Origin of the sequence: Aromatoleum aromaticum EbN1 (genome assembly GCF_000025965.1) — a bacterium.
Taxonomy (GTDB): Bacteria; Pseudomonadota; Gammaproteobacteria; order Burkholderiales; family Rhodocyclaceae; genus Aromatoleum; species Aromatoleum aromaticum.
This window is the reverse complement of sequence record NC_006513.1, coordinates 2,924,190-2,944,667: the sequence shown is the minus strand read 5'-3', so window position 1 is coordinate 2,944,667 and position 20,478 is coordinate 2,924,190. Positions and strand designations below refer to the sequence as shown.

Annotated in this window: 15 protein-coding genes and 4 pseudogenes; 10 read left to right on the top strand and 9 right to left on the bottom strand. The window is 63.1% G+C overall.

The genetic code is table 11. The annotated features are described in order from the left end of the window. Positions 1 to 46: 46 nt before the first annotated feature. Positions 47 to 1,486 (bottom strand): threonine synthase, encoded by a 1,440-nt coding sequence (gene thrC, locus EBN1_RS14035; RefSeq protein WP_011238625.1) that lies wholly within the window; start codon positions 1,484 to 1,486, stop codon positions 47 to 49. A 370-nt stretch (positions 1,487 to 1,856) separates the two neighbouring features. On the opposite strand from thrC, the gene EBN1_RS14030 reads away from it, so the two are divergent. Next, positions 1,857 to 3,281, top strand: coding sequence for an aldehyde dehydrogenase family protein (locus EBN1_RS14030; protein ID WP_011238624.1), 1,425 nt, complete (start codon positions 1,857 to 1,859; stop codon positions 3,279 to 3,281). A 181-nt stretch (positions 3,282 to 3,462) separates the two neighbouring features. Here the strand turns inward: EBN1_RS14030 and EBN1_RS14025 are convergent, their stop codons facing one another. Both EBN1_RS14025 and EBN1_RS14020 read right to left on the bottom strand, forming a co-directional pair. Continuing rightward, a complete protein-coding gene (locus EBN1_RS14025) occupies positions 3,463 to 4,773 on the bottom strand; it encodes a homoserine dehydrogenase (RefSeq protein ID WP_011238623.1) in 1,311 nt (436 codons plus the stop codon). An 81-nt stretch (positions 4,774 to 4,854) separates the two neighbouring features. After that, positions 4,855 to 6,117, bottom strand: a complete 1,263-nt coding sequence (locus EBN1_RS14020) for a pyridoxal phosphate-dependent aminotransferase (RefSeq protein WP_277813126.1) — start codon at positions 6,115 to 6,117, stop codon at positions 4,855 to 4,857. Positions 6,118 to 6,322: 205 nt separating this feature from the next. On the opposite strand from EBN1_RS14020, the gene EBN1_RS14015 reads away from it, so the two are divergent. From EBN1_RS14015 to EBN1_RS13995, 5 genes and pseudogenes are all read left to right on the top strand, one after another. Beyond that, entirely contained in the window at positions 6,323 to 6,697 is a 375-nt protein-coding gene (locus EBN1_RS14015; protein WP_011238621.1) for an Mth938-like domain-containing protein, read from the top strand. Between the two features lie 84 nt (positions 6,698 to 6,781). Then, the gene (locus tag EBN1_RS14010) at positions 6,782 to 7,246 is read left to right on the top strand and encodes a peroxiredoxin (protein WP_011238620.1); all 465 of its coding nucleotides are present in this window, start codon (positions 6,782 to 6,784) and stop codon (positions 7,244 to 7,246) included. A 35-nt stretch (positions 7,247 to 7,281) separates the two neighbouring features. Next, positions 7,282 to 8,688 (top strand): PhoH family protein, encoded by a 1,407-nt coding sequence (locus EBN1_RS14005; RefSeq protein ID WP_011238619.1) that lies wholly within the window; start codon positions 7,282 to 7,284, stop codon positions 8,686 to 8,688. A 111-nt stretch (positions 8,689 to 8,799) separates the two neighbouring features. Beyond that, positions 8,800 to 10,698 (top strand): DUF294 nucleotidyltransferase-like domain-containing protein, encoded by a 1,899-nt coding sequence (locus EBN1_RS14000; RefSeq protein WP_011238618.1) that lies wholly within the window; start codon positions 8,800 to 8,802, stop codon positions 10,696 to 10,698. Between the two features lie 148 nt (positions 10,699 to 10,846). After that, positions 10,847 to 11,082: pseudogene (locus tag EBN1_RS13995) on the top strand (IS21 family transposase); the annotation flags it as partial. A gap of 255 nt (positions 11,083 to 11,337) precedes the next feature. Here the strand turns inward: EBN1_RS13995 and EBN1_RS13990 are convergent. From EBN1_RS13990 to ltrA, 3 genes and pseudogenes are all read right to left on the bottom strand, one after another. Beyond that, positions 11,338 to 11,577 (bottom strand): annotated as a pseudogene (locus EBN1_RS13990) (transposase); the annotation flags it as partial. 76 nt (positions 11,578 to 11,653) lie between these two features. Then, positions 11,654 to 12,283 carry a group II intron maturase-specific domain-containing protein gene (locus EBN1_RS13985; RefSeq protein ID WP_011238616.1) on the bottom strand — a complete coding sequence of 210 codons (630 nt, stop codon included), beginning with the start codon at positions 12,281 to 12,283 and terminating at the stop codon, positions 11,654 to 11,656. After that, the gene (ltrA, locus tag EBN1_RS13980; RefSeq protein ID WP_011238615.1) at positions 12,276 to 13,025 is read right to left on the bottom strand and encodes a group II intron reverse transcriptase/maturase; all 750 of its coding nucleotides are present in this window, start codon (positions 13,023 to 13,025) and stop codon (positions 12,276 to 12,278) included. Before ltrA ends, EBN1_RS13985 begins: the two co-directional genes overlap by 8 nt. 367 nt (positions 13,026 to 13,392) lie before the next feature. Here ltrA and EBN1_RS13975 point away from each other — a divergent pair. Then, positions 13,393 to 14,528 (top strand): IS3-like element ISAzo18 family transposase gene (locus EBN1_RS13975; protein ID WP_085938645.1). Its coding sequence is split into 2 segments (ribosomal slippage): positions 13,393 to 13,645 and positions 13,645 to 14,528, totalling 1,137 coding nucleotides; the frame shifts between segments, so codons are not numbered across the junction. A 528-nt stretch (positions 14,529 to 15,056) separates the two neighbouring features. Here the strand turns inward: EBN1_RS13975 and EBN1_RS13970 are convergent. Both EBN1_RS13970 and EBN1_RS13965 read right to left on the bottom strand, forming a co-directional pair. Continuing rightward, positions 15,057 to 15,971, bottom strand: a pseudogene (locus EBN1_RS13970) (ISAs1-like element ISAzo29 family transposase); the annotation flags it as partial. 243 nt (positions 15,972 to 16,214) lie between these two features. Then, positions 16,215 to 17,159, bottom strand: coding sequence for a hypothetical protein (locus tag EBN1_RS13965; RefSeq protein ID WP_011238613.1), 945 nt, complete (start codon positions 17,157 to 17,159; stop codon positions 16,215 to 16,217). Between the two features lie 231 nt (positions 17,160 to 17,390). Here EBN1_RS13965 and EBN1_RS13960 point away from each other — a divergent pair. From EBN1_RS13960 to EBN1_RS13950, 3 genes and pseudogenes are all read left to right on the top strand, one after another. After that, positions 17,391 to 18,427: pseudogene (locus EBN1_RS13960) on the top strand (IS5 family transposase). Positions 18,428 to 18,863: 436 nt separating this feature from the next. Continuing rightward, positions 18,864 to 19,508, top strand: a complete 645-nt coding sequence (locus EBN1_RS13955) for a 3'-5' exonuclease (RefSeq protein WP_041646397.1) — start codon at positions 18,864 to 18,866, stop codon at positions 19,506 to 19,508. Continuing rightward, entirely contained in the window at positions 19,505 to 20,071 is a 567-nt protein-coding gene (locus EBN1_RS13950) for a C40 family peptidase (protein WP_011238608.1), read from the top strand. Before EBN1_RS13955 ends, EBN1_RS13950 begins: the two co-directional genes overlap by 4 nt. 13 nt (positions 20,072 to 20,084) lie before the next feature. Here the strand turns inward: EBN1_RS13950 and EBN1_RS13945 are convergent, their stop codons facing one another. Continuing rightward, entirely contained in the window at positions 20,085 to 20,420 is a 336-nt protein-coding gene (locus tag EBN1_RS13945) for a DUF2325 domain-containing protein (RefSeq protein WP_041646396.1), read from the bottom strand. Between the last annotated feature and the right edge of the window lie 58 nt (positions 20,421 to 20,478).

Genomic DNA, 20,478 nt, shown 5'->3' with positions numbered 1-20,478 from the left:
GACGGAGGCCGCGACGAACTCCCGTTCGCGGCCTCCGTCGCCGGCGCTACACGCGTTCGGCAATGAAGCGCTTGACTGCCTCGACGTCCGGAGCCATGAGTTCGACACGCTGCGGCAGTTTCTCGATGCCTTCGAGCTCGGCCGGACGCTCCGGCTCGCGCCCGAGCGCTTCGCGGATCGTTTCGGCGAACTTCGCCGGCAATGCGGTTTCGAGCACCAGCAGCGGCACGCCCGCCGGGACGCTGCCGGCGCAGTCCCACGCGACCTTGACGCCGTCGGCGGTGTGCGTGTCGATCATCGTGCCGTATTGCTCGAACACCTTGCGGATCGTCGCGACGCGCCCCGCATGCGAGCTGCCGCCGGACACGAACGCGAAATCGCCGATGCGGGCGAAATCGGCAGACGCCGACAGGTCGAAGGCGCCGCCCGCATCGACCGCCTTCCAGAGTTCAGCGACGCGCTCGGGGTTGCGCCCGACGAGATCGAACACGAAGCGCTCGAAATTCGACGCCTTGGAAATGTCCATCGACGGGCTCGACGTGACGTGGGTTTCGGCAGCCTTGCGCGGACGATAGACGCCGGTGCGGAAGAACTCGTCGAGCACGTCGTTTTCGTTCGTCGCGAGGATCAGCCGCGCGACCGGCAGCCCCATCTGGCGGGCGATATGGCCGGCGCAGATGTTGCCGAAATTGCCTGACGGCACGCAGAAGGCGACCTGTTCGTCGTTCGACTTCGTCGCGGCGAAATAGCCTTTGAAGTAATAGACGATCTGCGCCGCCACGCGCGCCCAGTTGATCGAATTGACCGCACCGATCTTATATTTCGCCTTGAACGCGGCGTCGTTCGACACCGCTTTCACGATGTCCTGCGCGTCGTCGAACATGCCGGTGACGGCGATGTTGTGGATGTTCTCGTCCTGCAGGGAATACATCTGCGCGCGCTGGAACGCGCTCATCTTGCCGTGCGGCGACAGCATGAAGACGCGCACGGCGTGCTTGCCGCGCATTGCGTATTCGGCCGCCGAGCCGGTATCGCCCGACGTCGCACCGAGGATGTTGATGGTCTCGCCACGGCGCTCGAGGACGTACTCGAACAGGTTGCCGAGCAGCTGCATCGCCATGTCCTTGAACGCCAGCGTCGGGCCGTTCGACAATTCCAGCAGACCGAACTTGCCGGCTTCGAGCCAATGCACCGGCGTGATCTCGGCGGCATCGTCGCCCGGACGCGCAAAGCGATAAACCTCGGCAGTGTAGGTCCGGTCGCAGATCGTCTTCAGGTCGGCTGCGGGAATGTCGGTGATGAACTTCGACAGGATCGCGAACGCGAGATCCGCATACGACAGCGAGCGCCAAGCGTCGAGTTCGGCGCGCGAGATCTGCGGATAACTTTCGGGGAGATACAGCCCGCCATCCGGCGCAAGACCGCCCAGCAGAATGTCGCAGAACTCGGGTCGCGCGGCGTGGCCGCGAGTGGAGAGATACTTCACGGTGGGTCCTTCAGATGAGCAGATTCGAATGGAACGGGCGGCGGGCCACTGCAGCGCCGGCGCACGAGCTTCCCGGCGGCACAAGGGCCGCATTATCCGCCAGCGGGCGCACCCAGTCCATGCGCCACGACCGCACCGCTCGCCCGCTTCAATCCTGCAGCAACGTTCGCTGCCCGTCACATGTCTGAGCGAACAGGATGGGTTCGCCATCCCTGGTTGCGAGTGGCACGTATCCTGCTGTTGCAAATACGCTCTTGCCGATCTCGGATAACGCTGTGCACGCCGCGTCCCATAGGCTTGCGACCATCGCCCGCCGCGATGGCCGGTGACTTACGACAATTCGCTTCAATGCAAGCGTGAAGGAGACGAGATGCAGGTTTTCGACATGATCATCAACGGCAAGCCGGTGCGTGCCGGCAGCACCTTCGACGTCGTGAATCCAGCGACAGGGGAAGTGTTCGCGCGCGTGCAGGCGGGCGACGCCTCGCACGTCGACCAAGCCGTCGCAGCGGCGCGCGCGGCGTTCCCCGGCTGGAGCCGCACTCCGGACGCCGAGCGCAAGCGCCTGATGCACGCGCTCGGTGCGGCGCTCGAAGCGCACATGCCGGAGCTGATGGAGCTGGTCACAAAAGAGGCCGGCAAGCCGCTCGGCGGGTTGAACGGCGTCGGGTCGGGGATGGAAGTCGGGGGCGCGATCGCGTGGACGCACGTCACCGCCGACCTCGAACTGCCCGTCGAGGTGATCCAGGACAATGACGATGCGCGCATCGAAGTGCATCGCAAGCCGCTCGGCGTGGTCGGCTCGATCACGCCGTGGAACTGGCCGCTGATGATCGCGATCTGGCACGTGATCCCGGCGCTGCGTGCAGGCAACACGGTCGTCATCAAGCCGTCGGGCATGACGCCGACCGCGACGATCCGTTTCGTCGAGCTCGCCAATGCGATCCTGCCGCCGGGCGTGCTGAACATCGTCACCGGCGAATCCGGCGTCGGCTCGGCGATCGCGAAGCACCCGGACATCAACAAGATCGTGTTTACCGGTTCGACGCCGACCGGCAAGAACATCATGCAGAACGCTGCCGGCAACCTGAAGCGGCTCACGCTCGAGCTCGGCGGCAATGATGCCGGCATCGTGCTGCCGGACGTCGATCCGAAAGCGATCGCGCCGAAACTTTTCGGCGTCGGCTTCCACAACAATGGCCAGACCTGCGCGTGCCTCAAGCGCCTCTACGTGCACGACAGCATCTACGAGAAAGTGTGCGCCGAGCTGGCACGTATCGCCAAGGAGACGGTCGTCGGCGACGGACTGGTCGAAGGCACCGAGCTCGGACCGGTGCAGAACAAGGCGCAGCTGGACTTCGTGCAGGAACTCGTCGAGGACGCACGGGCGCATGGCGCACGCATCCTGTCCGGCGGCAAGGCCCGCAGCGGCGGCGGCTTCTTCTTCGAGCCGACGGTGATCGCGGACGCGAAGGACGGCATGCGCGTCGTCGACGAGGAGCAGTTCGGCCCGGTGCTGCCGGTGATCCGCTACTCGGACATCGAGGAAGTGATCGCGCGCGCGAACAACAATGAAAACGGGCTGGGCGGCTCGATCTGGTCGAAAGACCACGCGAAAGCCGCGGAGCTCGCGTTGCGCCTCGAATGCGGCACCGCGTGGGTGAACGAGCACGGCGCCGTGCAGCCCGACGCGCCGTTCGGCGGGGTCAAGCAGTCGGGCCTGGGCGTCGAGTTCGGCCGCTACGGGCTCGAGGAATACACGTCGATCCAGACGCTGAAGATCATGAAGGCTTAGCGGGGCTCCGCGGCTGGCCGGATGGAGGTGCGACGACCGGGAAACCTCCCGGTTCCGCATTCAGCCAGTTCGCGCGGACGCTGTTGCGCGGGTCGCCCCTGACGGGCCCGGTCTCCTCCACCTGGCCCGGGACGATCCGCTTGCGCCCCGGCAACCGGGGCGTTTTTTTTGCCGGGCGCGCTTACTGCAGGCTTTCCATGCGCAGGCGCGTGATCCTGCCCTGCACGACCGGCAAGGCCTCGATCTTCGCGATCGCCGCGTTGGCGTTCTTCTCGATCGTGCTGTGGGTCAGCATGATGATGTCGGTCTGCGACGCGCCTTCCGGCGCTTCCTTCTGGATCATCGCTTCGATCGAGATGCCGCTATCGGCCAGTATCCGCGTGATGTCGGCCAGCACGCCCGGCTTGTCCTCGACGCGCATGCGCAGGTAATACGAGGTCACGACCTCTTCGATCGGCAGCACCTTGAGGTCGCGTACCTGGTCCGGCTGGAACGCGAGATGCGGCACGCGGTGCTCGGGGTCTGCAGTGTGCAGGCGGGTGACGTCGACGAGGTCGGCGATCACCGCGCTCGCGGTCGGCTCGGCACCTGCGCCCTTGCCGTAATACAGCGTCGCGCCGACGGCGTCGCCATGGACGACGACGGCGTTCATCGCGCCTTCGACGTTCGCGATCAGCCGCTTGGCCGGGATCAGCGTCGGATGCACGCGCAGCTCGATGCCTTCCGGGCGCATCCGCGAAATGCCGAGCAGCTTGATGCGGTAGCCGAGCTGCTCCACGTACTGGATGTCGATGCTGTCGAGCTTCGTGATGCCTTCGACGTGCGCGGCGTCGAACTGCATCGGCACGCCGAACGCGATCGCGCTCATGATCGTCGCCTTGTGCGCGGCGTCGACGCCTTCGATATCGAAAGTCGGATCGGCCTCGGCGTAGCCGAGCGCCTGCGCCTCCTTGAGCACATCGGCGAACGGCAGGCCCTTGTCGCGCATCTCCGACAGGATGAAGTTCGTCGTGCCGTTGATGATGCCGGCGAGCCACTGGATGCGGTTCGCCGACAGGCCTTCGCGCAGCGCCTTGATGATCGGGATGCCGCCGGCAACCGCCGCCTCGAACGCGACCATGACGCCCCTCGATTGCGCGGCGGCGAAGATCTCGTTGCCGTGCACCGCGAGCAGCGCCTTGTTCGCGGTAACGACATGCTTGCCGTTCTCGATCGCGGCCAGCACCAGTTCCTTCGCGACGCCGTAGCCGCCGATCAGTTCGACGACGATGTCGATTTCCGGGTCGGCGACGACCGAGAATGCGTCGTCGGTCAGTCGCGCGTCGGCGCCCGCGACCTTGCGCGCGAGTTCGAGATTCTTGTCGGCCACTGCGGTGATGCGGATCGGGCGACCGGCGCGACGGGTGATTTCTTCCTCGTTGCGCTTCAGAACGGTGAAGGTACCGCCGCCGACGGTACCGATGCCCAGCAGGCCAACATTGATCGGTTTCATAAAAGCTCGTTCGATTGAAGATTCGGTTGGAAATTCGGTTGAGTGGGCCGGTTGACGCCGGTTAAATGAGGCGGGACGCGCTCAGGCGGCGTGCCGCTTGCGATACTGCTCGAGAAAGCGCGCGATCCGTCCGATCGCGTCGCGCAGGTCGTCCTCGTGCGGCAGGAACACGAGCCGGAAATGATCCGGGTGCGGCCAGTTGAAGCCGCTGCCCTGCACGAGCAGCACGCGCTCTTCTTCGAGCAGTTCGGCGATGAACGCCTGGTCGTCCTCGATCGGGTAAAGCTTCGGGTCGAGCTTCGGAAACATGTACAGCGTCGCTTTCGGCTTGACGCAGCTGACGCCCGGGATCGCGCTGATCAGCTCGTGCGCGAGGTCGCGCTGACGGCGCATGCGCCCGCCTTCCGCGACCAGATCGTCGATGCTCTGGTAGCCGCCGAGCGCGGTCTGGATCGCGTACTGCCCCGGCACGTTCGCGCACAGCCGCATCGACGCGAGCATGTTGAGCCCTTCGATGTAGTCCTGCGCGTGGCGCTTGTCGCCGCACACGACCATCCATCCGGCGCGGTAGCCGCACGAGCGGTAGTTTTTCGACAGGCCGTTGAAGAGGATCGTCAGCACGTCCTCGGAGAACGAGCCCATCGACCGGTGCGTCGCACCGTCGTACAACACCTTGTCGTACACCTCGTCCGCGTAGACGATCAGGCCGTGCTCCCGGGCGATGTCGACGATGCCCTGCAGGATGTGGTCCGGATACAGCGCGCCGGTCGGGTTGTTGGGGTTGATGACGACGATTGCGCGCGTGTTCGGGGTGATACGCGCGCGCATGTCGTCGAGGTCGGGCAGCCATTCGTTGGCTTCGTCGCAGATGTAATGCACCGGCGTGCCACCCGACAGGCTCACCGCAGCGGTCCACAACGGGTAATCGGGCGCCGGCACGAGCACCTCGTCGCCGATGTTCAGCAGCGCGTTCATCGCCATCACGATCAGCTCCGACACCCCGTTGCCGATGTAGATGTCCTCGAGCGTCACGCCCTTGATGTGCTTTTGCTGCGTGTAATGCATCACCGCCTTGCGCGCGGCGAAAATGCCTTTCGATTCCGAGTAGCCGGCCGAGTTCGGCAGGTTGCGGATCATGTCGAGCTGGATCTCTTCCGGCGCGTCGAAGCCGAACGCGGCGAGATTGCCGATGTTCAGCTTGATGATCTTGTGCCCCTCGTCCTCCATCTGCTTGGCCTTGATCAGCACCGGCCCGCGAATGTCGTAGCAGACATTGGCGAGTTTCGCGGACTTGCGCACCATCCTCGCGTCGGGGTCCAGCGGGGATGCTTGCGTTTCCGCCATCAGGGGGGCAACACGCAGTTTCGGCTCGACGCTCATCGCAATCCGTCCTTTCTTTCGCATGATCTGGATACTCCGCACCGCGGCAGCGGCGCGCAAGGTTTTCGCTCGCCGGGGTAGAATGCTTCGTGCCGGACCGGCGAGCCAAAAGAAGCTATCTTATCCAAGCCCGCCCCCCCCGGCAATTTTGCCGACCGAGCGAACCGTCATGAAGCTGAATCTCGAACAGAACCCGAACCTCAACCTCTTCACCGGCTATGCCGCCGATCACGTGATGGTCAACAAGGTGCGCCACGAGGGCAACCTCATCGTGACGAGCGAGCGTGTGCTGGTGTGGGCAGCGGCCGGATTCGACGATCTTGCCGCCGACGACTTCGTCGCCCTGCGCGAACTCGCACCCGAGGTCGTCCTCCTCGGCACCGGTTCGCGGCTGCGCTTTCCGTCGCCACGCGTGCTGCGCCCGCTGATCGACGCCGGTATCGGCTACGAAGTCATGGACCTCGCGGCGGCATGCCGCACCTACAATATCCTGGCCACCGAAGGTCGCGCCGTCGCCGCCGCACTGATTTTCGACGCGCCCTGAACACCGCGCCCGCCTTCCGGCGCGCATTGTCAGCTGCAACATTTGTCCGCTACGCTGCGGTCATCCATTTTCGCTGGAGAGTCCATGACTGCAAGCGCCACTTCGTCCACCCCCGAATTCAGCCTGCCCGCCACGGGCGGAACCACCGTTGCGCTGCCCGCCCTGCGCGGCAGCAAGGTCGTGCTGTACTTCTATCCTAAGGACAGCACGCCCGGATGCACCAATGAAACGGCGGACTTCCGCGATCACCACGCGGCGTTTCGTGCCGCCGGCTGCGAAGTGTTCGGCATCTCGCGCGACAGCCTCAAGTCTCACGAAAACTTCAAGGCCAAGCTCGCGCTGCCGTTCGAGCTGATCTCCGATACCGATGAAGTCGCGTGCAACGCCTTTGGCGTCATCAAGATGAAGAATATGTACGGCAAAGCGGTGCGCGGCATCGAGCGCAGCACTTTCGTCCTCGACGCCGAGGGCGCGATCCGGCACGAATGGCGCGGCGTCAAGGTGCCCGGACACGTCCAGGAAGTGCTCGACTTCGTCACCACCCTCTAGATCCGGCCGCACTCCTCCCACCTGCTCCGCACTCCATGACCAAACGCGCACCCCGCACCCAGAAGACCAAGCTGTTCGTCCTCGACACCAACGTGCTGATGCACGATCCGACGAGCCTCTATCGCTTCGAGGAACACGACCTCTTCGTCCCGATCATGACGCTCGAGGAGCTCGACGCGAACAAGAAAGGGATGTCCGAAGTCGCGCGTAACGCCCGCCAGGCGAGCCGCATGATGGACGACATCGTCAGCGGGAGCCCGGACGACATCCATGCGGGCATCGCCCTCGACGGCCCGTCGCGCGGACTGGCGACCGGCAAACTGTTCCTGCAGACCGAAGCGATCAACGTCGCGCTGCCCGCTGCGCTGCCCACGGCGAAAGGCGACAACCATATCCTCGCGGTCGTGATGCACTTGGCCGAGCGCTTCTCGCAGCGCCCGGTGATCCTCGTCTCCAAGGACATCAACATGCGCATCAAGGCCCGCGCGCTGGGCCTCGACGCGCAGGACTACTTCAACGACAAGGTGCTCGAGGATACCGACCTCCTCTACAGCGGCTGGCGCGAGCTGCCGCCAGACTTCTGGGACACCCACGGCAAGGGCATGGAATCCTGGAAGGAGGAAAGCCGCACCTATTACCGCCTCAGCGGGCCGCTGGCCCCGGAGCTGCTGGTCAATGAGTTCCTGTTCCAGAACGGCGAGGCGCCGCTGCAGGCGTGGGTGAAGGAGCGCAACGGCCGCAGCGTGCTGCTCGAAACGCTGGTCGACTACGCGCACGCCAAGAACAACGTGTGGGGCATCACGGCACGCAATCGCGAGCAGAATTTCGCGTTCAACCTGCTGATGAACCCGGAAATCGACTTCGTCACGCTGCTCGGCCAGGCCGGCACCGGCAAGACACTGCTGACGCTGGCCGCCGGTCTCACCCAGGTGCTCGAAGCCAAGCGCTATTCCGAAATCATCATGACGCGCGTGACCGTGCCGGTCGGCGAGGACATCGGCTTTTTGCCCGGCACCGAGGAAGAGAAGATGGCGCCGTGGATGGGCGCGCTCGAGGACAACCTCGACGTATTGAACGGCACGGCCGGCGAAGGCGGCGACTGGGGCCGCGCCGCGACACGCGACCTGATCCGCAGCCGCATCAAGATCAAGAGCCTGAACTTCATGCGCGGGCGCACGTTCATCAACAAGTTCCTGATCATCGACGAGGCGCAGAACCTCACGCCGAAGCAGATGAAGACGCTGATCACGCGCGCGGGCCCCGGCACCAAAGTCGTATGCCTCGGCAACATCGCACAGATCGACACGCCCTATCTCACCGAAGGCAGCTCGGGCCTGACTTTCGTCGTCGATCGCTTCAAGGACTGGCTGCATTCAGGCCACATCACGCTGCAGCGCGGCGAACGTTCGCGGCTCGCGGACCACGCGGCCGAAGTACTGTAGGCGGACGCTCGCCGGAGCGGCGGGCGCACGCCTGTGAAAGAGGGTCCGGATCATCCCGATTAACCGGTACGCGGCCTATAATGCGCGGGTTTTTTTGTGCGGAAGAGCCCCATGACCGCCACCGCCGCCGGGATGCTGATCGGCGCCAGCTCGGATTTTCTCAAGCGCTTCTCGCCCTTCAACCGGATGGAGCCCCCCGCGCTCGACTTCCTCGCCGAGCGCGCAGTGCTGGCGTTTCATGCGCGGGGCAGCGAGATCCTGACGCCCGAGATGGGGCAACCGCGACATTTTCATATCATCCAGCGCGGCAAGGTGCAGGCGCGCCAGTTCGGCCCCGCAACCGTCACGGATTACACGACGATGACGCTCGGGCCGGGCGAATGCTTCCCGATCGGCGCGATTTCGTCGCAGCACCCGTCGACGAACAGCTACGTCGCCGTCGAGGACAGCTTCATCTACCAGTTGCCGGCCGAGGACTTTCTCAAGCTCATGCAGATGAGCCCGGTGTTCCACCTGTTCTGCACCCAGTACATCGCCAGCCTGCTGAACCAGTCGCGCCAGCAGTTGCAGACCAGCTTCGCGCAGCGCGCCGCCGAGCAGCAAACGATGACGACGCCGCTCGGCGAACTCGTGAAGAAGGAAGCGATCTTCGTCACACCCGGAACGTCGATCCGCGCGGCGCTCGAAAAGATGTCCGAAATGCGCCTCGGCTGCATGGTGATCGTCGACGCCGAACAGCGCCCGGTCGGCATCCTCACGCAGAGCGACCTGCTGTCGCGCATCGTTTTGCCGGCGATCGACCTGCAGCGTCCGGTGAGCGAGGTGATGACCCGCGATCCGCACCGGATGCCGGCCTCGGCGTCCGCGTACGACGCGGCGCTCGAAATGGCGACGCATGGCGTGCGCCACCTGCTCGTCACCGACAGCGACGACAGGCTCAAGGGAGTCGTGTCCGAGCGCGACCTGTTCTCGCTGCAGCGCATCAGCCTGCGCCAGGTTCGCGCCGGCATCGAGGGCGCGGTGGACGTGGACGGGCTGCAGCGGGCGAGCCGCGACATTCGCCAGCTCGCGCTGAACCTGATCGCCCAGGGCGTCGGCGCCGAACAGCTGACCCAGTTCATCTCCGCGCTCAACGATGCGCTCACCCGCCGCATCATCGACCTCGCCGCCGCCAGACACGACATCCACGGCATCGATTACGCTTGGCTCGCGTTCGGCTCCGAAGGACGGCATGAACAGACCCTGTCCTCGGACCAGGACAATGGCGTGATCTTCGTCAGCCCGCCAGGCGCCGACAGGGAAGCCTTGCGCAAGCCTCTGCTCGCGTTCGGCAGGGAGGTGAACGAAAACCTCGCGGCCTGCGGTTTTCCGCTGTGCAAGGGCAACATCATGGCGAGCAACCCGGAGCTGTGCCTGACAGTAGAGGAATGGCGAGGACGTTTCGGCGACTGGATCCGCGAACCGGACCCACAGGCGCTGCTCAATGCATCGATTTTCTTCGATTACCGCGTGCTGTGCGGCAACGAACGGCTGGGCGACCAGTTGCGCACCTGGCTGAACAATACCGCGCGAGCGAATACGGCTTTCCTGCGCATGATGGCCGTGAACGCCCTTCAGGTCGCCCCGCCGCTCGGCCGCATTCGCGATTTCGTGGTCGACGACGACGACACGATCGACTTGAAGAAATGCGGCGCCCGCCTGTTCGTCGACGTCGCCCGCATCCTCGCGCTGCGCACCGGCGTCGCTTCGAGCAGCACTGTCCAGCGCCTGCGCCAGGCCGGCGCGAAGATGGGCATGCAGGCCGAGGAAATCGCGGCGCTGATCGATGGCTTCCACTTCATCCAGTTGCTGCGCCTGCGCTCGCAGCATCTCGAAACCGAACACGATGCGCCGGGCGACAACCGCATCAATCCCGACGAACTCAATGAACTCGACCGTCGCATCCTCAAGGAAGCGTTTCGCCAGGCTCGCAAGCTCCAGCTCCGGCTGAAGCTCGACTACCAGCTATAGCTATGAACTGGCTCACGCGACTGCTCTCGAACCGGCCCGACATCACTGCGCTCGACATCGCGCAAACCCTTTGTATAACAACGCATTGAAACAAGGCTGTACTATTCACGGCAACAAGACCCTTCTTGGCATCTCATTTTTTTGTGGGTATCGCGCCAAGACCAAGGGCAAGGTCGAACGCTTCAACGGTTATCTCAAGGGCAGCTTCCTCGTGCCGCTGGCGGCGAACCTCAAGCAGGGTGGGCTCGCGCTCGACGTCGAGGCCGCCAATGCGCACATCGGGCGCTGGATGAGCGAAATCGCCAACGCACGTACCACGGCACGGCCGACGAACGCCCAGATCGGCGGCTGGCGATCGAGCGCACTGCGCTCTTGCTGCCGACGCCGCCGCCGACGACGCCACGCTGCGGACAGCGCGGGCGAAGTTGCCGGAACAGAAAGCAAAGTTCCTCCGCCAAATCATCAAGGCTCCGATCGTGACCCCGAATGGAAGTATCGTCACTGAGCCCGGTTATCACGAAGCCTCTGAACTTTACGCCGACATCTTCGAGGAGCGTTATTCCGTCCCGGCGCACGTGACGCAAGCTGCCCTTGTTGAAGCGGTCCGCACCCAGGGCTCCCGCAGCTACGCGCTCATCATTACTCGTCGTCATCCTCATCCTCTTCAGGCACTTGGAAGCCGAGCAGTGCGGCCCGAAACTCATCGGATGTTGCTGCCAGCAGCCGCTTGGTCTTGATGCTCGTCTTGATGGACTTATCGAGCCGGATGAGATTGAGCACCATGTGGCGCACCAGCGCCAGGTTATGGGCAATGTGGCCGATGCGGCCCCTTGCGTAGTCGTCACCGAACTGAACATCCAGACACCAGTGCAGCCGATGGCGAGTAGGCCGGGGGAGTCGCACCCCCAGCCTCTCACAGAACGGTGCGTGAACCTCTCGATTCACACCGCTCCCATCAAGCGAACGCACCGACCATCCCTCGTTGCCAGTGCACGAAGAGGTACGACTGCTTCTCGGCGAGACCTTCGAGAAAGCGAGCCGCGCGGATCTTGTGGCCCTTCAGCCGTCTGTACTTCTTCATCGCCCATGCCACCAACGTTTTGTTGAAGTGCCGCAGCACGGGGTACATCGCCGAGCGACAGAATTTCCCGTAATACTCCAGCCAACCCCTGAGGAGCGGGTTATGCAGGCGGGCAATGTCTGCCAGACTCAGGTCTGTTCGATTCCGATAGTTCAGTTTGCGTGTCTTCTGCCGCATCGCCGTGACCGCCTTGCTGCTGACCGCGGGGGTGAAACTGACGAACAGGCTGTTCTTCTTGCTGTTCTTCACCGTCCGCGCCCGAAAGGTGTATCCGAGGAAATCGAACTGCGTGTTCGGATACGTACCTTTGCGGCTGCCGTCTTTGCAGTAGATGACCTTGGTCTTGTCCGGATGCATCGTGAGCGCGCACTGCGCGAACCTCGCATCGAGCGCCGCCCGAAGGGCCTGCGCTTCCTGTTCAGTCCGGCAATGCACCAACCCGTCGTCGGCATACCGGCACCAGGGGTTGTCCGGATAGTGCTTCGTCATCCAGACGTCAAGCATCGAGCGCCGCCCGCAGGGCCTGCGCTTCCTGTTCAGTCCGGCAATGCACCAGCCCGTCGTCGGCATACCGGCACCAGGGGTTGTCCGGATAGTGCTTCGTCATCCAGACGTCAAAGGTGTAGTGCAGGAACAGGTTGGCCAGCACCGGACTGACGACACCGCCCTGGGGCGTGCCCTTGGTACGTTCCTCCAAGGTTCCGTCCGCATGTTGCAGCGGCGCTGTCAGCCAGCGCTTGATGTACAGCATGGCCCACTCACATTTGACATGCTTCTCGAGCGCCCGAAGGAGCAGCGCGTGGTCGATGTTGTCGAACAGGCCCTTGATATCGAATTCCAGCGCCCAGGGGTACTGCCAGCAACGCTGCCGCGTTACCGCCACGGCCTCCAACGCCGATCTTCCGGGACGATACCCGTAGGAGTCCGGCAGAAACCGCGCCTCGAGTTCCGGCTCGATCACCCGCTTGACCACCATCTGCGCCACGCGATCGGCCACCGTCGGAACGCCCAATATGCGCACCCCACCATTCTTCTTCGGAATGGCGACCGCTTTGACCGGCGGCGGAAAGTAGCTTCCCGAGGACATCCGATTCCAGATCTTGTAGAGATTGCCCTTCAGATCCTGCTCGAACGCCTCGATCGACTGCTGATCCACACCGGCCGCGCCCGCATTGGCTTTGACCGCTTGATACGCTTCGTACACCTGCCACTTGTCGATGGCAAATGGTTTTGTTGTTGCACTCATCCGTCTCCTCCTGTTGCCAGTTGGACGCCGAATGCAACCGCTTGACTCGACCCCTTCGCTCCAGCCGCATTACCGGCCTTCCCCACTACTACGGGTCGATCCGTCCCAGTGCTGCGCATCGGTACTCTCGCCTCGTGGTTTCTGCCACTTGTGCTTCTCCCTTGACATCGCAACGACTGGTTCCCGCAGTTCCGCACGGAAGCCTGGATCAGCTTCACGCCCCCTATACGCCGGCCGCCGCTTGCCCAGTAATCAGGTGCCCGGCAAGCTTGTCCCAAGAGCGGGCCCCGGAAATTCGGACAGCCGGATAGGTGGTAGCCTTGCCCCAGCGATGGCCGCGTGAGCGGCCCTGAAATGGAGCAAGAGCATGACGAGAAGGAAACGGCGAAACCACTCGCCGGCGTTCAAGGCGCAAGTGGCGGTGGCCGCGCTCAAAGGAGACAAGACGCTGGCCGAGCTGGCGCAGCAGTTCGACGTCCATCCGAACCAGATCGCCGACTGGAAGAGCCAGTTGATGGAGCGCGCCGCGCACGTGTTCGGTGACGCCTCGGCGACCGCGACCGCCGCACCGGATCTGACGAAGCTGCACGCCAAGATCGGGCAGCTGACGCTGGAGAATGATTTTTTAGAAAGCGCGCTCACCAAGGCGGGCCTGCTGAGCGCAAGAAAATGATCGACCGCACCCATGAACTGCCGCTGACGCAGCAATGCCGGATTCTGCGTCTGGCGCGCTCGTCGATGTACTACACGCCGCGAGAAGTGTCGGCGCACGATCTGGCGCTGATGCGCCGGATGGACGAACTGCATCTCGAGCACCCGTTTGCCGGAGCGCGGATGCTGCGGGATTTGCTGCGCGCCGAGGGGCATGCGATCGGGCGCAAGCACGTCGGCACGCTGATGCGCCGCATGGGCATCGAGGCGCTCTATCGCAAGCCCAACACGTCCCGGCGCCGCCGCGGTGACGAGATCTATCCGTACCTGCTGCGGGATCTGAAGATCGAACGCCCCAACCAGGCGTGGGCCGCCGACATCACCTACATCCCGATGCGCAAGGGTTTCGTGTATCTGTTCGCCATCATCGATTGGTCCTCGCGCCGAGTGCTGGCGTGGCGGCTGTCGAACACGCTGACCACCGACTTCTGCCTCGATGCGGTGCGCGAAGCGCTGCATCGCTACGGCCGCCCGGAGATCTTCAACACCGATCAGGGATGCCAGTTCACCAGCACCGATTTCACCGACCTGCTCAAAGACAACGGCATCCAGATCAGCATGGACGGCAAGGGCTGCTGGCGCGACAACGTCTTCGTCGAGCGGCTGTGGAAGAGCGTGAAATACGAAGAGGTGTACCTCAAGGCCTATGACAGCGTCGCCGAGGCCAAGGCCCACCTGGGCGCCTACCTGCGCTTCTACAACGAACGCCGGCCGCACCGCGCTCACGACGGGCGCACCCCCGACCAGGCGTACTTCGGCGCGCTCCGCGATGAGACGCCGCTGGCGGCATGACGGCACAAAGGCTGGCTCCGTGGATTTATGGACGATGCGCTTCGCGCACCGGGCCGCTTGCCGTGGAAAAGTCTGACGACTTTCCCACCGCGCAGCCCTTCGCCCACAAGCTCCACCGAGCTCGAACCGATTTTTATAAAATATGAGAAAGTCAAAACCAACCCAGACCTCGGGCCCCCGGCCCTAACCGGCAAGGCTCCACTTATCGAACCGGATTCCCTGTCCAGACAATCGGGGCCACCTCTCCAGGAAGTGGAAACGCCCCTGGTTTTGACAACAATTCTTTGGATAACGACGCGTCATCGAGGGTTCACTTTCGTTCGTCTCTCTGATCCTTACCTGCTCGGGGTACGTCCCCGACGCTTTGACCCCAACGCTCACCACCGACGGCTCTTGACCGCAGCAGCTTGGGGTGGTTTGAAGCCCGCTCCTGAAAGCCGACTCCGAGGGACCTACCCTCATCTTCCGTGCAGCTTCGACACAGTTTGTCGGTTCATGCTGAACCTCCTTGCTGTGTGCCTGCGGCACACTCTCGACTTCCCAATGACTTCTAACCGCCAGTGCAATGCGCTCGGCATCGGCCGGCAGACTGCTGATGTAGTAGGCGCGCTCCGTGCTGGTGCGCTCGCCCACCGTACGCACGCGCTCGACGACGGCAAAACTGGCCACATCCTTCCAGGCCGCGGCTTTGTGGAGCCGATCGGTCGCGTCATACGCCGTACAGCGTCGCACTTCGGTCCGTCCGTGGCCGGTGCTCGTGCTCTCGTGCGTCGAACTCGGCGTCAGCGGGCCGCGCGGATCGATGTCGGCGAAGATGATCGAGTCAAGCAGCTTCGGATGGTTGTCCTTCACGCACAGCACGTAGTGTGCACCCCGCTCACGGATGGCGCGCGCGATCTTGGTCTGCGTGCCCATCGCATCGATGGTGACGATGCAGCCATCGATGTCGAGCACCTTGAGCAGTTCGGGGATCGCCGTGATCTCGTTGGACTTCTCCGCCGTCGCCGTCTGGCCCAGCACCACGCCCACCTTGGCCGCAAACGCGCTGACCAGATGCAGCGGGGCAGCGGCCGCCTTGCTCGTGGTGCGTCGGCTCGACTTGCCATCGATGGCGATGACCTGGTCTTTGCCCACTGCCGGGATGATGCCTCCCACCCAAATGCGAAAGGCCTGCTCGAACTGCTTCGGATCGAGCAGCGCGAACACGCGCTCGAAGGTGTCGGGCGAGGCTACGCCGTAGTCGAGCTGCAGAAAGCCGCGCAGCCACGGCAGTTTGGCGCACCCCCACTGCGAGATCTCCTCGAAGTCGTCGGCGCCGCTGAGCACCGCACACACCGCCACCGTGAGCAGTTCGCTCAAGCGGTGCCGCGTCTGTTGCGCGTTGCGCCAGTCCTCGAGCCCCTCGAAAACCTCCACCATGTCGGCCAGCTTCCCTATGTCCATCGGTCGCCCAAAAAGACAGGAAGCTACACAAAGCAACGGCTTGTGAACAGGGGCGCGGCAAGTGCTTGATCGTGAACGTCATTTCTGGGCGGTCAACGACAAATGGGTAGCTGCGGCAGCCCTGGGTCCGCACCCTGTGGGCACCATTCCGCGAATACGAGTTCGAGACTGCGCACAGCACGGGGGCCGCCGGGACGCCGTCCCCAAACCGACGCCAACGGATGCAAGGGTAATCCCTTTGATTCAATACGTCCGGAATATCACTCGGTAGCTGAACGTGTCTCCCGTTTCTTGGATCTTGAAGCGATAAAGGAGAGACGTTTGGCGGCCACCAGTGTAAGGGGACATCAAGCTGAACACCACTTCGTCACCCGCCGAGATGCGCTGGCCATTCCTAAGTCCAGAGAAACTCGGGCGCACAAGTCCGGTTGCATCGGTTGCCGAAAGTTCAACGACGGTAAAGCTCTCCCCTTCCGCCTTCAACCGAAAGTCCTGGATCTTAGCGGTGGTCGAACAGCCGCTCCCTATACATGTACTGCTCTTGTTCAGCACCCCCGACGAATCATACGGGAAAGAAATCTGACGATCGCCAAAAAATCCGCCACTTTCATAGAGACTGATGCTAGCAATCTCATGGGCGTCGTCCGCACACATTGCGACGCCTTCAAGTACCCACCCTTGCGACTGCATCGCCTCTACAATAGAGGCATCAGTGGCAAAACGATGATTCGTATCTCCTTGGGCTGCACCATTGTTATAGAGCCGGAAGACGGGTTTTGTGCCGGGTGAACAAGCACCGTCGGTCGGGGTCTGCGCATAGAAGGCAATTCCTTCGTAGGTCCAGTAGCTTTCGCCCAAAATGTCGTTAGGGTTGAGCGCCTTCAGGTACTCGCACTCCGATGCCTCCGCGGCATAGAAGTGCGAATTGGCCCCCGTCGTGTAAAAGCGGCAGGTGGGTTTGAACCCTTCCACGATGACGTCCGAGCCTTTGAATGTCTGACCGGTTCTATTCCAGCGACCGGCTGCACCTCCGTCAACAATCGCGGCCTCTGTAGGGTTAGTGATGAAGTAGTGATTGAGGTCCGGATTGTAGAACTCGATAATGTCGATGTCCTCCGCCAAAACGGGAGACGAGATCGAGAATAGGGCAAGGGTCGCGACCGCCGCGAGGAAGGACGAGTATTTCATTAGAATTTTTATTCTTTTGTGATGAGAATGGGAATGGTATCGAATGTCGCTGGTCTTTACAAATTGTAACGTGTTGTCTAATGGAAGCCTGCAGGATGGGAAGTTGAAAGCTCTGATGGCCCGAAACCCTCTCTGAAGCCCAAGGAAACTCTGAAGGCCGCCTCGAAAAACCTCGACTCGCCCGCCCTTGGTAAAATTACGACGTCCTGAACCTTGCGGCAGCCCACATCGATGAAACCGCGCAGCGCCATCAAGACCGACCTGTTTGCCTTTGATGCTCACCGCAAGAAGATCGACTCGCTGGGCGACCCGCTGGCCGAGATCGAATCGCACATCGACTTTGCGGCGCTGGCTTCCGGGGTCGATATGATTGCGCCGCGTCCGGTGAGTGCGCAGGGCGGGCGCCCGCCGTACCCGACCGAGACAATGGTTCGCATCCTTGTCCTGAAGCGCCTCTACAACCTCTCGGACGAGCAGATGGAATACCAGTTGCTCGACCGCATGAGCTACAAGCGCTTCTGCGGACTGGCGAACGCGACGAACGTTCCGGACCGCACCACGGTGTGGACCTTCGAGAATCGGATCGGCGAAGCGGGGGCGAAGGCCCTGTTTGATGGGGTCTCGGCGCAGCTACTCAAGAAGGGCTTCATCGCGCGCGGCGGTCAGATCATCGACGCCACCTTGGTGCCGGCGCCCAAGCAGCACAACCGCCGCGGCGAGAAGGAATTGATCGAGCAAGGCGCGATGCCCGCCTTGTGGCGCCGGCGAAGCGGCGCCACAAGGATCTCGATGCGACCTGGACCAGGAAGCACGGCAAGAGCCATTTCGGCCACAAGCTGTCGATCAACGTCGACAAGAAATACAAGATCATCCGCAGACTCGAGACTGACACTGCCTCCATGCACGACAGCCAGCACTTCGGCAACGTCTTCGACACGCGCAACACGAGCCGCGATGTTTATGCCGACCGGGGCTACCCGTCCGAGCAGCGTGAAGCCTGGCTGAAGGAGAACGGCTTTCGCAACCAGATCCAGCGAAAGGGCAAGCGCAACAAGCCGCTGTCCGAGTGCCAGCAACGGCGCAACCAGCGCATCGCCAAGACGCGCGCGCGGGTCGAGCACGTATTCGGAGCCATCGACCAGATGGGCGGCAAGCTGCTGCGCACCATCGGTCAGGCGCGGGCGAACTTTGCCATGACGATGATGGCAGCCTGCTACAACTTGAAGCGGCTGGTCTATTTCAGGAAGGTCGGAATCGAGGCTTTCTGACGCCCGAAATGGGTCGCATCGCCGGAACCTGAGGCGATTCGAAGCAGAAACGGGGCGACACTGCCGGGAAAAGCGGGGATTCGCCTGAGAAATTGGACCGGATTCGGTCGCGGTCATAGGTGCGCGGCGGGATTCATTGAAAACATCGGGTTATTCGAGGTGTCCCAAAGTTTCAAAAGTTCGTCACGGTCTCGAAGGAAGGTCGCCGCGCTCACCGTGCAGCACTGCGCAAAAAGTGCCCCCCTCTCACGAGCCACTCAACACTTCCGGCAAACCTCGCATCCTCTAATCACGGTATTATTCCGCGCTCCATCTAGGGGCAACGCTGGAATTTTCGGATAACAGTGTGGGTAACGCCGAAATTTCGGCCCGACAAGATGACGCTGAAAGCCGTGCAAACATTGAGTTTTACCGAAATCTCGCTCGACTACCAGCTATGAACTGGCTCACGCGACTGCTCTCGAACCGGCCCGACATCACCGCGCTCGACATCGCGCTGCGCGAGACGCTTGCACACTGGCAGGCGGCGCCCGAGCCGGACCTCAGCGTCGCGCACTTCGAAGCCCGTTACGTCATCGTCAATACCGAGGCGACCGGGCTGGATCTGGACGCTGCCCGCCTCCTTGCGGTCGGCGCCATCGCAGTCGATGGCGGACTGCTGTCGCCGGCCGCGAGTTTTTACGCGCGACTCGAACCCGACCCGGCGACTGCGCTGATCAACCTGCTGACTTTCTCCGGTGCCGGTCCGGTCGTGGTTTTCAATGCGGGCTTCAACCGCACCCTGCTCGAACGCGCCCTCGGCGAACACCTGGGGATCAAGCCGGAATGGACTTGGCTCGATCTTCACTGGCTGCTGCCGGCCCTGTACGGCGAACTCATCGACCGTCCCGCCCGCCTCGCGGACTGGATGAAAGCGCTCGGAATCGAGACTTTCCAGCGCCACCATGCACTCGGCGACGCGTGGGCGATTGCCCAGTTGATGCTCGCCGCCCAGGGGCGAGCGCTCGCACTCGGGCTCAACACCGCGCGCAGCCTCGCAGAGCTGGAGCGCTCGTACCGCCATCTAAGACGACAGACATGATGAAACACCCAAACACCGCTCGCCGCGGAGTGCCGTCCCGCCTCGGCGTCCTCGCCGCGCTGCTGATCGCCCTCGCGTTTGCTGCCACGACACCTGCGGCGGCGGAAGAAAGCGATACCCCTGCGGAAAACGGCTCTATGGACCTGATCGAGCGCTACGGCAACGCCGCCCAGGAACTGATGAACCAGGGGATGGAGTATCTGGGTATCCGCTACCGCTTCGGCGGAAATTCCCCCGCGACCGGGCTCGATTGCAGCGGCCTCGTGCAGAACGTGTTCCGCAACGCGCTCGGGCTGAATCTTCCGCGCACCGCGCGGGAAATGGCGCGCCTCGGCGACAAGGTGGGCCTGCAGGACCTGAAACCGGGCGACCTGGTGTTCTTCAACACCATGCGGCGCACGTTCTCGCACGTCGGCATCTACATGGGCGAGGGGCGCTTCCTGCATGCGCCGGCAAGTGGCGGCCGGGTGCGCATCGACGAGATCGGGGAGCGTTACTGGAGCCAGCGTTTCAACGGCGCGCGCCGCCTGCTGCCAGACGCCGACGCGATGCTGCCCCGCTAGAACTCAGCCGCCATCACTTCCTGCGCGTCGCACAACCGCCCCGGCAGCCTTCGCAGTCGGCCTGCTCGATGCGGCGCCCGAGCGCCTGCTGCAGCGCGCATACCGACCGGCGGCAACACACCAGCATCACTCCCTCGCGGCTGGCAGCCTCGCGAAAACGCTGCATCACGTTGTGCCCGAGAAAATCGGTAAACAGGATCACCATCTGGATGCCGGCCGGCAGCGGCGCGCTGCGGCGCTGGTGCGCGCTGTCACGCCCGCTGACGTGGGCCGCGATGCGGATGCCGAACCCCGCGAGCACGTCCGGAATGTTGCCGAGGCGGTCGGCACCGACGATCAGCGCGTTCATGCGAATCTCCTTATTGCGAATTATTCGCATTCATATTGCCGCTAATACGAATGGATTG

Excerpts from the sequence above, each read along its gene's own strand:
- EBN1_RS13950 (WP_011238608.1), top strand. The coding sequence starts at position 19,505 with ATGATGAAACACCCAAACACCGCTCGCCGCGGAGTGCCGTCCCGCCTC.
- EBN1_RS13985 (WP_011238616.1), bottom strand. The coding sequence starts at position 12,283 with ATGCTTGACGTCTGGATGACGAAGCACTATCCGGACAACCCCTGGTGC.
- EBN1_RS13955 (WP_041646397.1), top strand. The coding sequence starts at position 18,864 with ATGAACTGGCTCACGCGACTGCTCTCGAACCGGCCCGACATCACCGCG.
- EBN1_RS14030 (WP_011238624.1), top strand. The coding sequence starts at position 1,857 with ATGCAGGTTTTCGACATGATCATCAACGGCAAGCCGGTGCGTGCCGGC.
- EBN1_RS14020 (WP_277813126.1), bottom strand. The coding sequence starts at position 6,117 with ATGGCGGAAACGCAAGCATCCCCGCTGGACCCCGACGCGAGGATGGTG.
- EBN1_RS14015 (WP_011238621.1), top strand. The coding sequence starts at position 6,323 with ATGAAGCTGAATCTCGAACAGAACCCGAACCTCAACCTCTTCACCGGC.
- EBN1_RS14005 (WP_011238619.1), top strand. The coding sequence starts at position 7,282 with ATGACCAAACGCGCACCCCGCACCCAGAAGACCAAGCTGTTCGTCCTC.
- ltrA (WP_011238615.1), bottom strand. The coding sequence starts at position 13,025 with ATGAGTGCAACAACAAAACCATTTGCCATCGACAAGTGGCAGGTGTAC.
- EBN1_RS14025 (WP_011238623.1), bottom strand. The coding sequence starts at position 4,773 with ATGAAACCGATCAATGTTGGCCTGCTGGGCATCGGTACCGTCGGCGGC.
- EBN1_RS13945 (WP_041646396.1), bottom strand. The coding sequence starts at position 20,420 with ATGAACGCGCTGATCGTCGGTGCCGACCGCCTCGGCAACATTCCGGAC.
- EBN1_RS14010 (WP_011238620.1), top strand. The coding sequence starts at position 6,782 with ATGACTGCAAGCGCCACTTCGTCCACCCCCGAATTCAGCCTGCCCGCC.
- EBN1_RS14000 (WP_011238618.1), top strand. The coding sequence starts at position 8,800 with ATGACCGCCACCGCCGCCGGGATGCTGATCGGCGCCAGCTCGGATTTT.
- EBN1_RS13965 (WP_011238613.1), bottom strand. The coding sequence starts at position 17,159 with ATGAAATACTCGTCCTTCCTCGCGGCGGTCGCGACCCTTGCCCTATTC.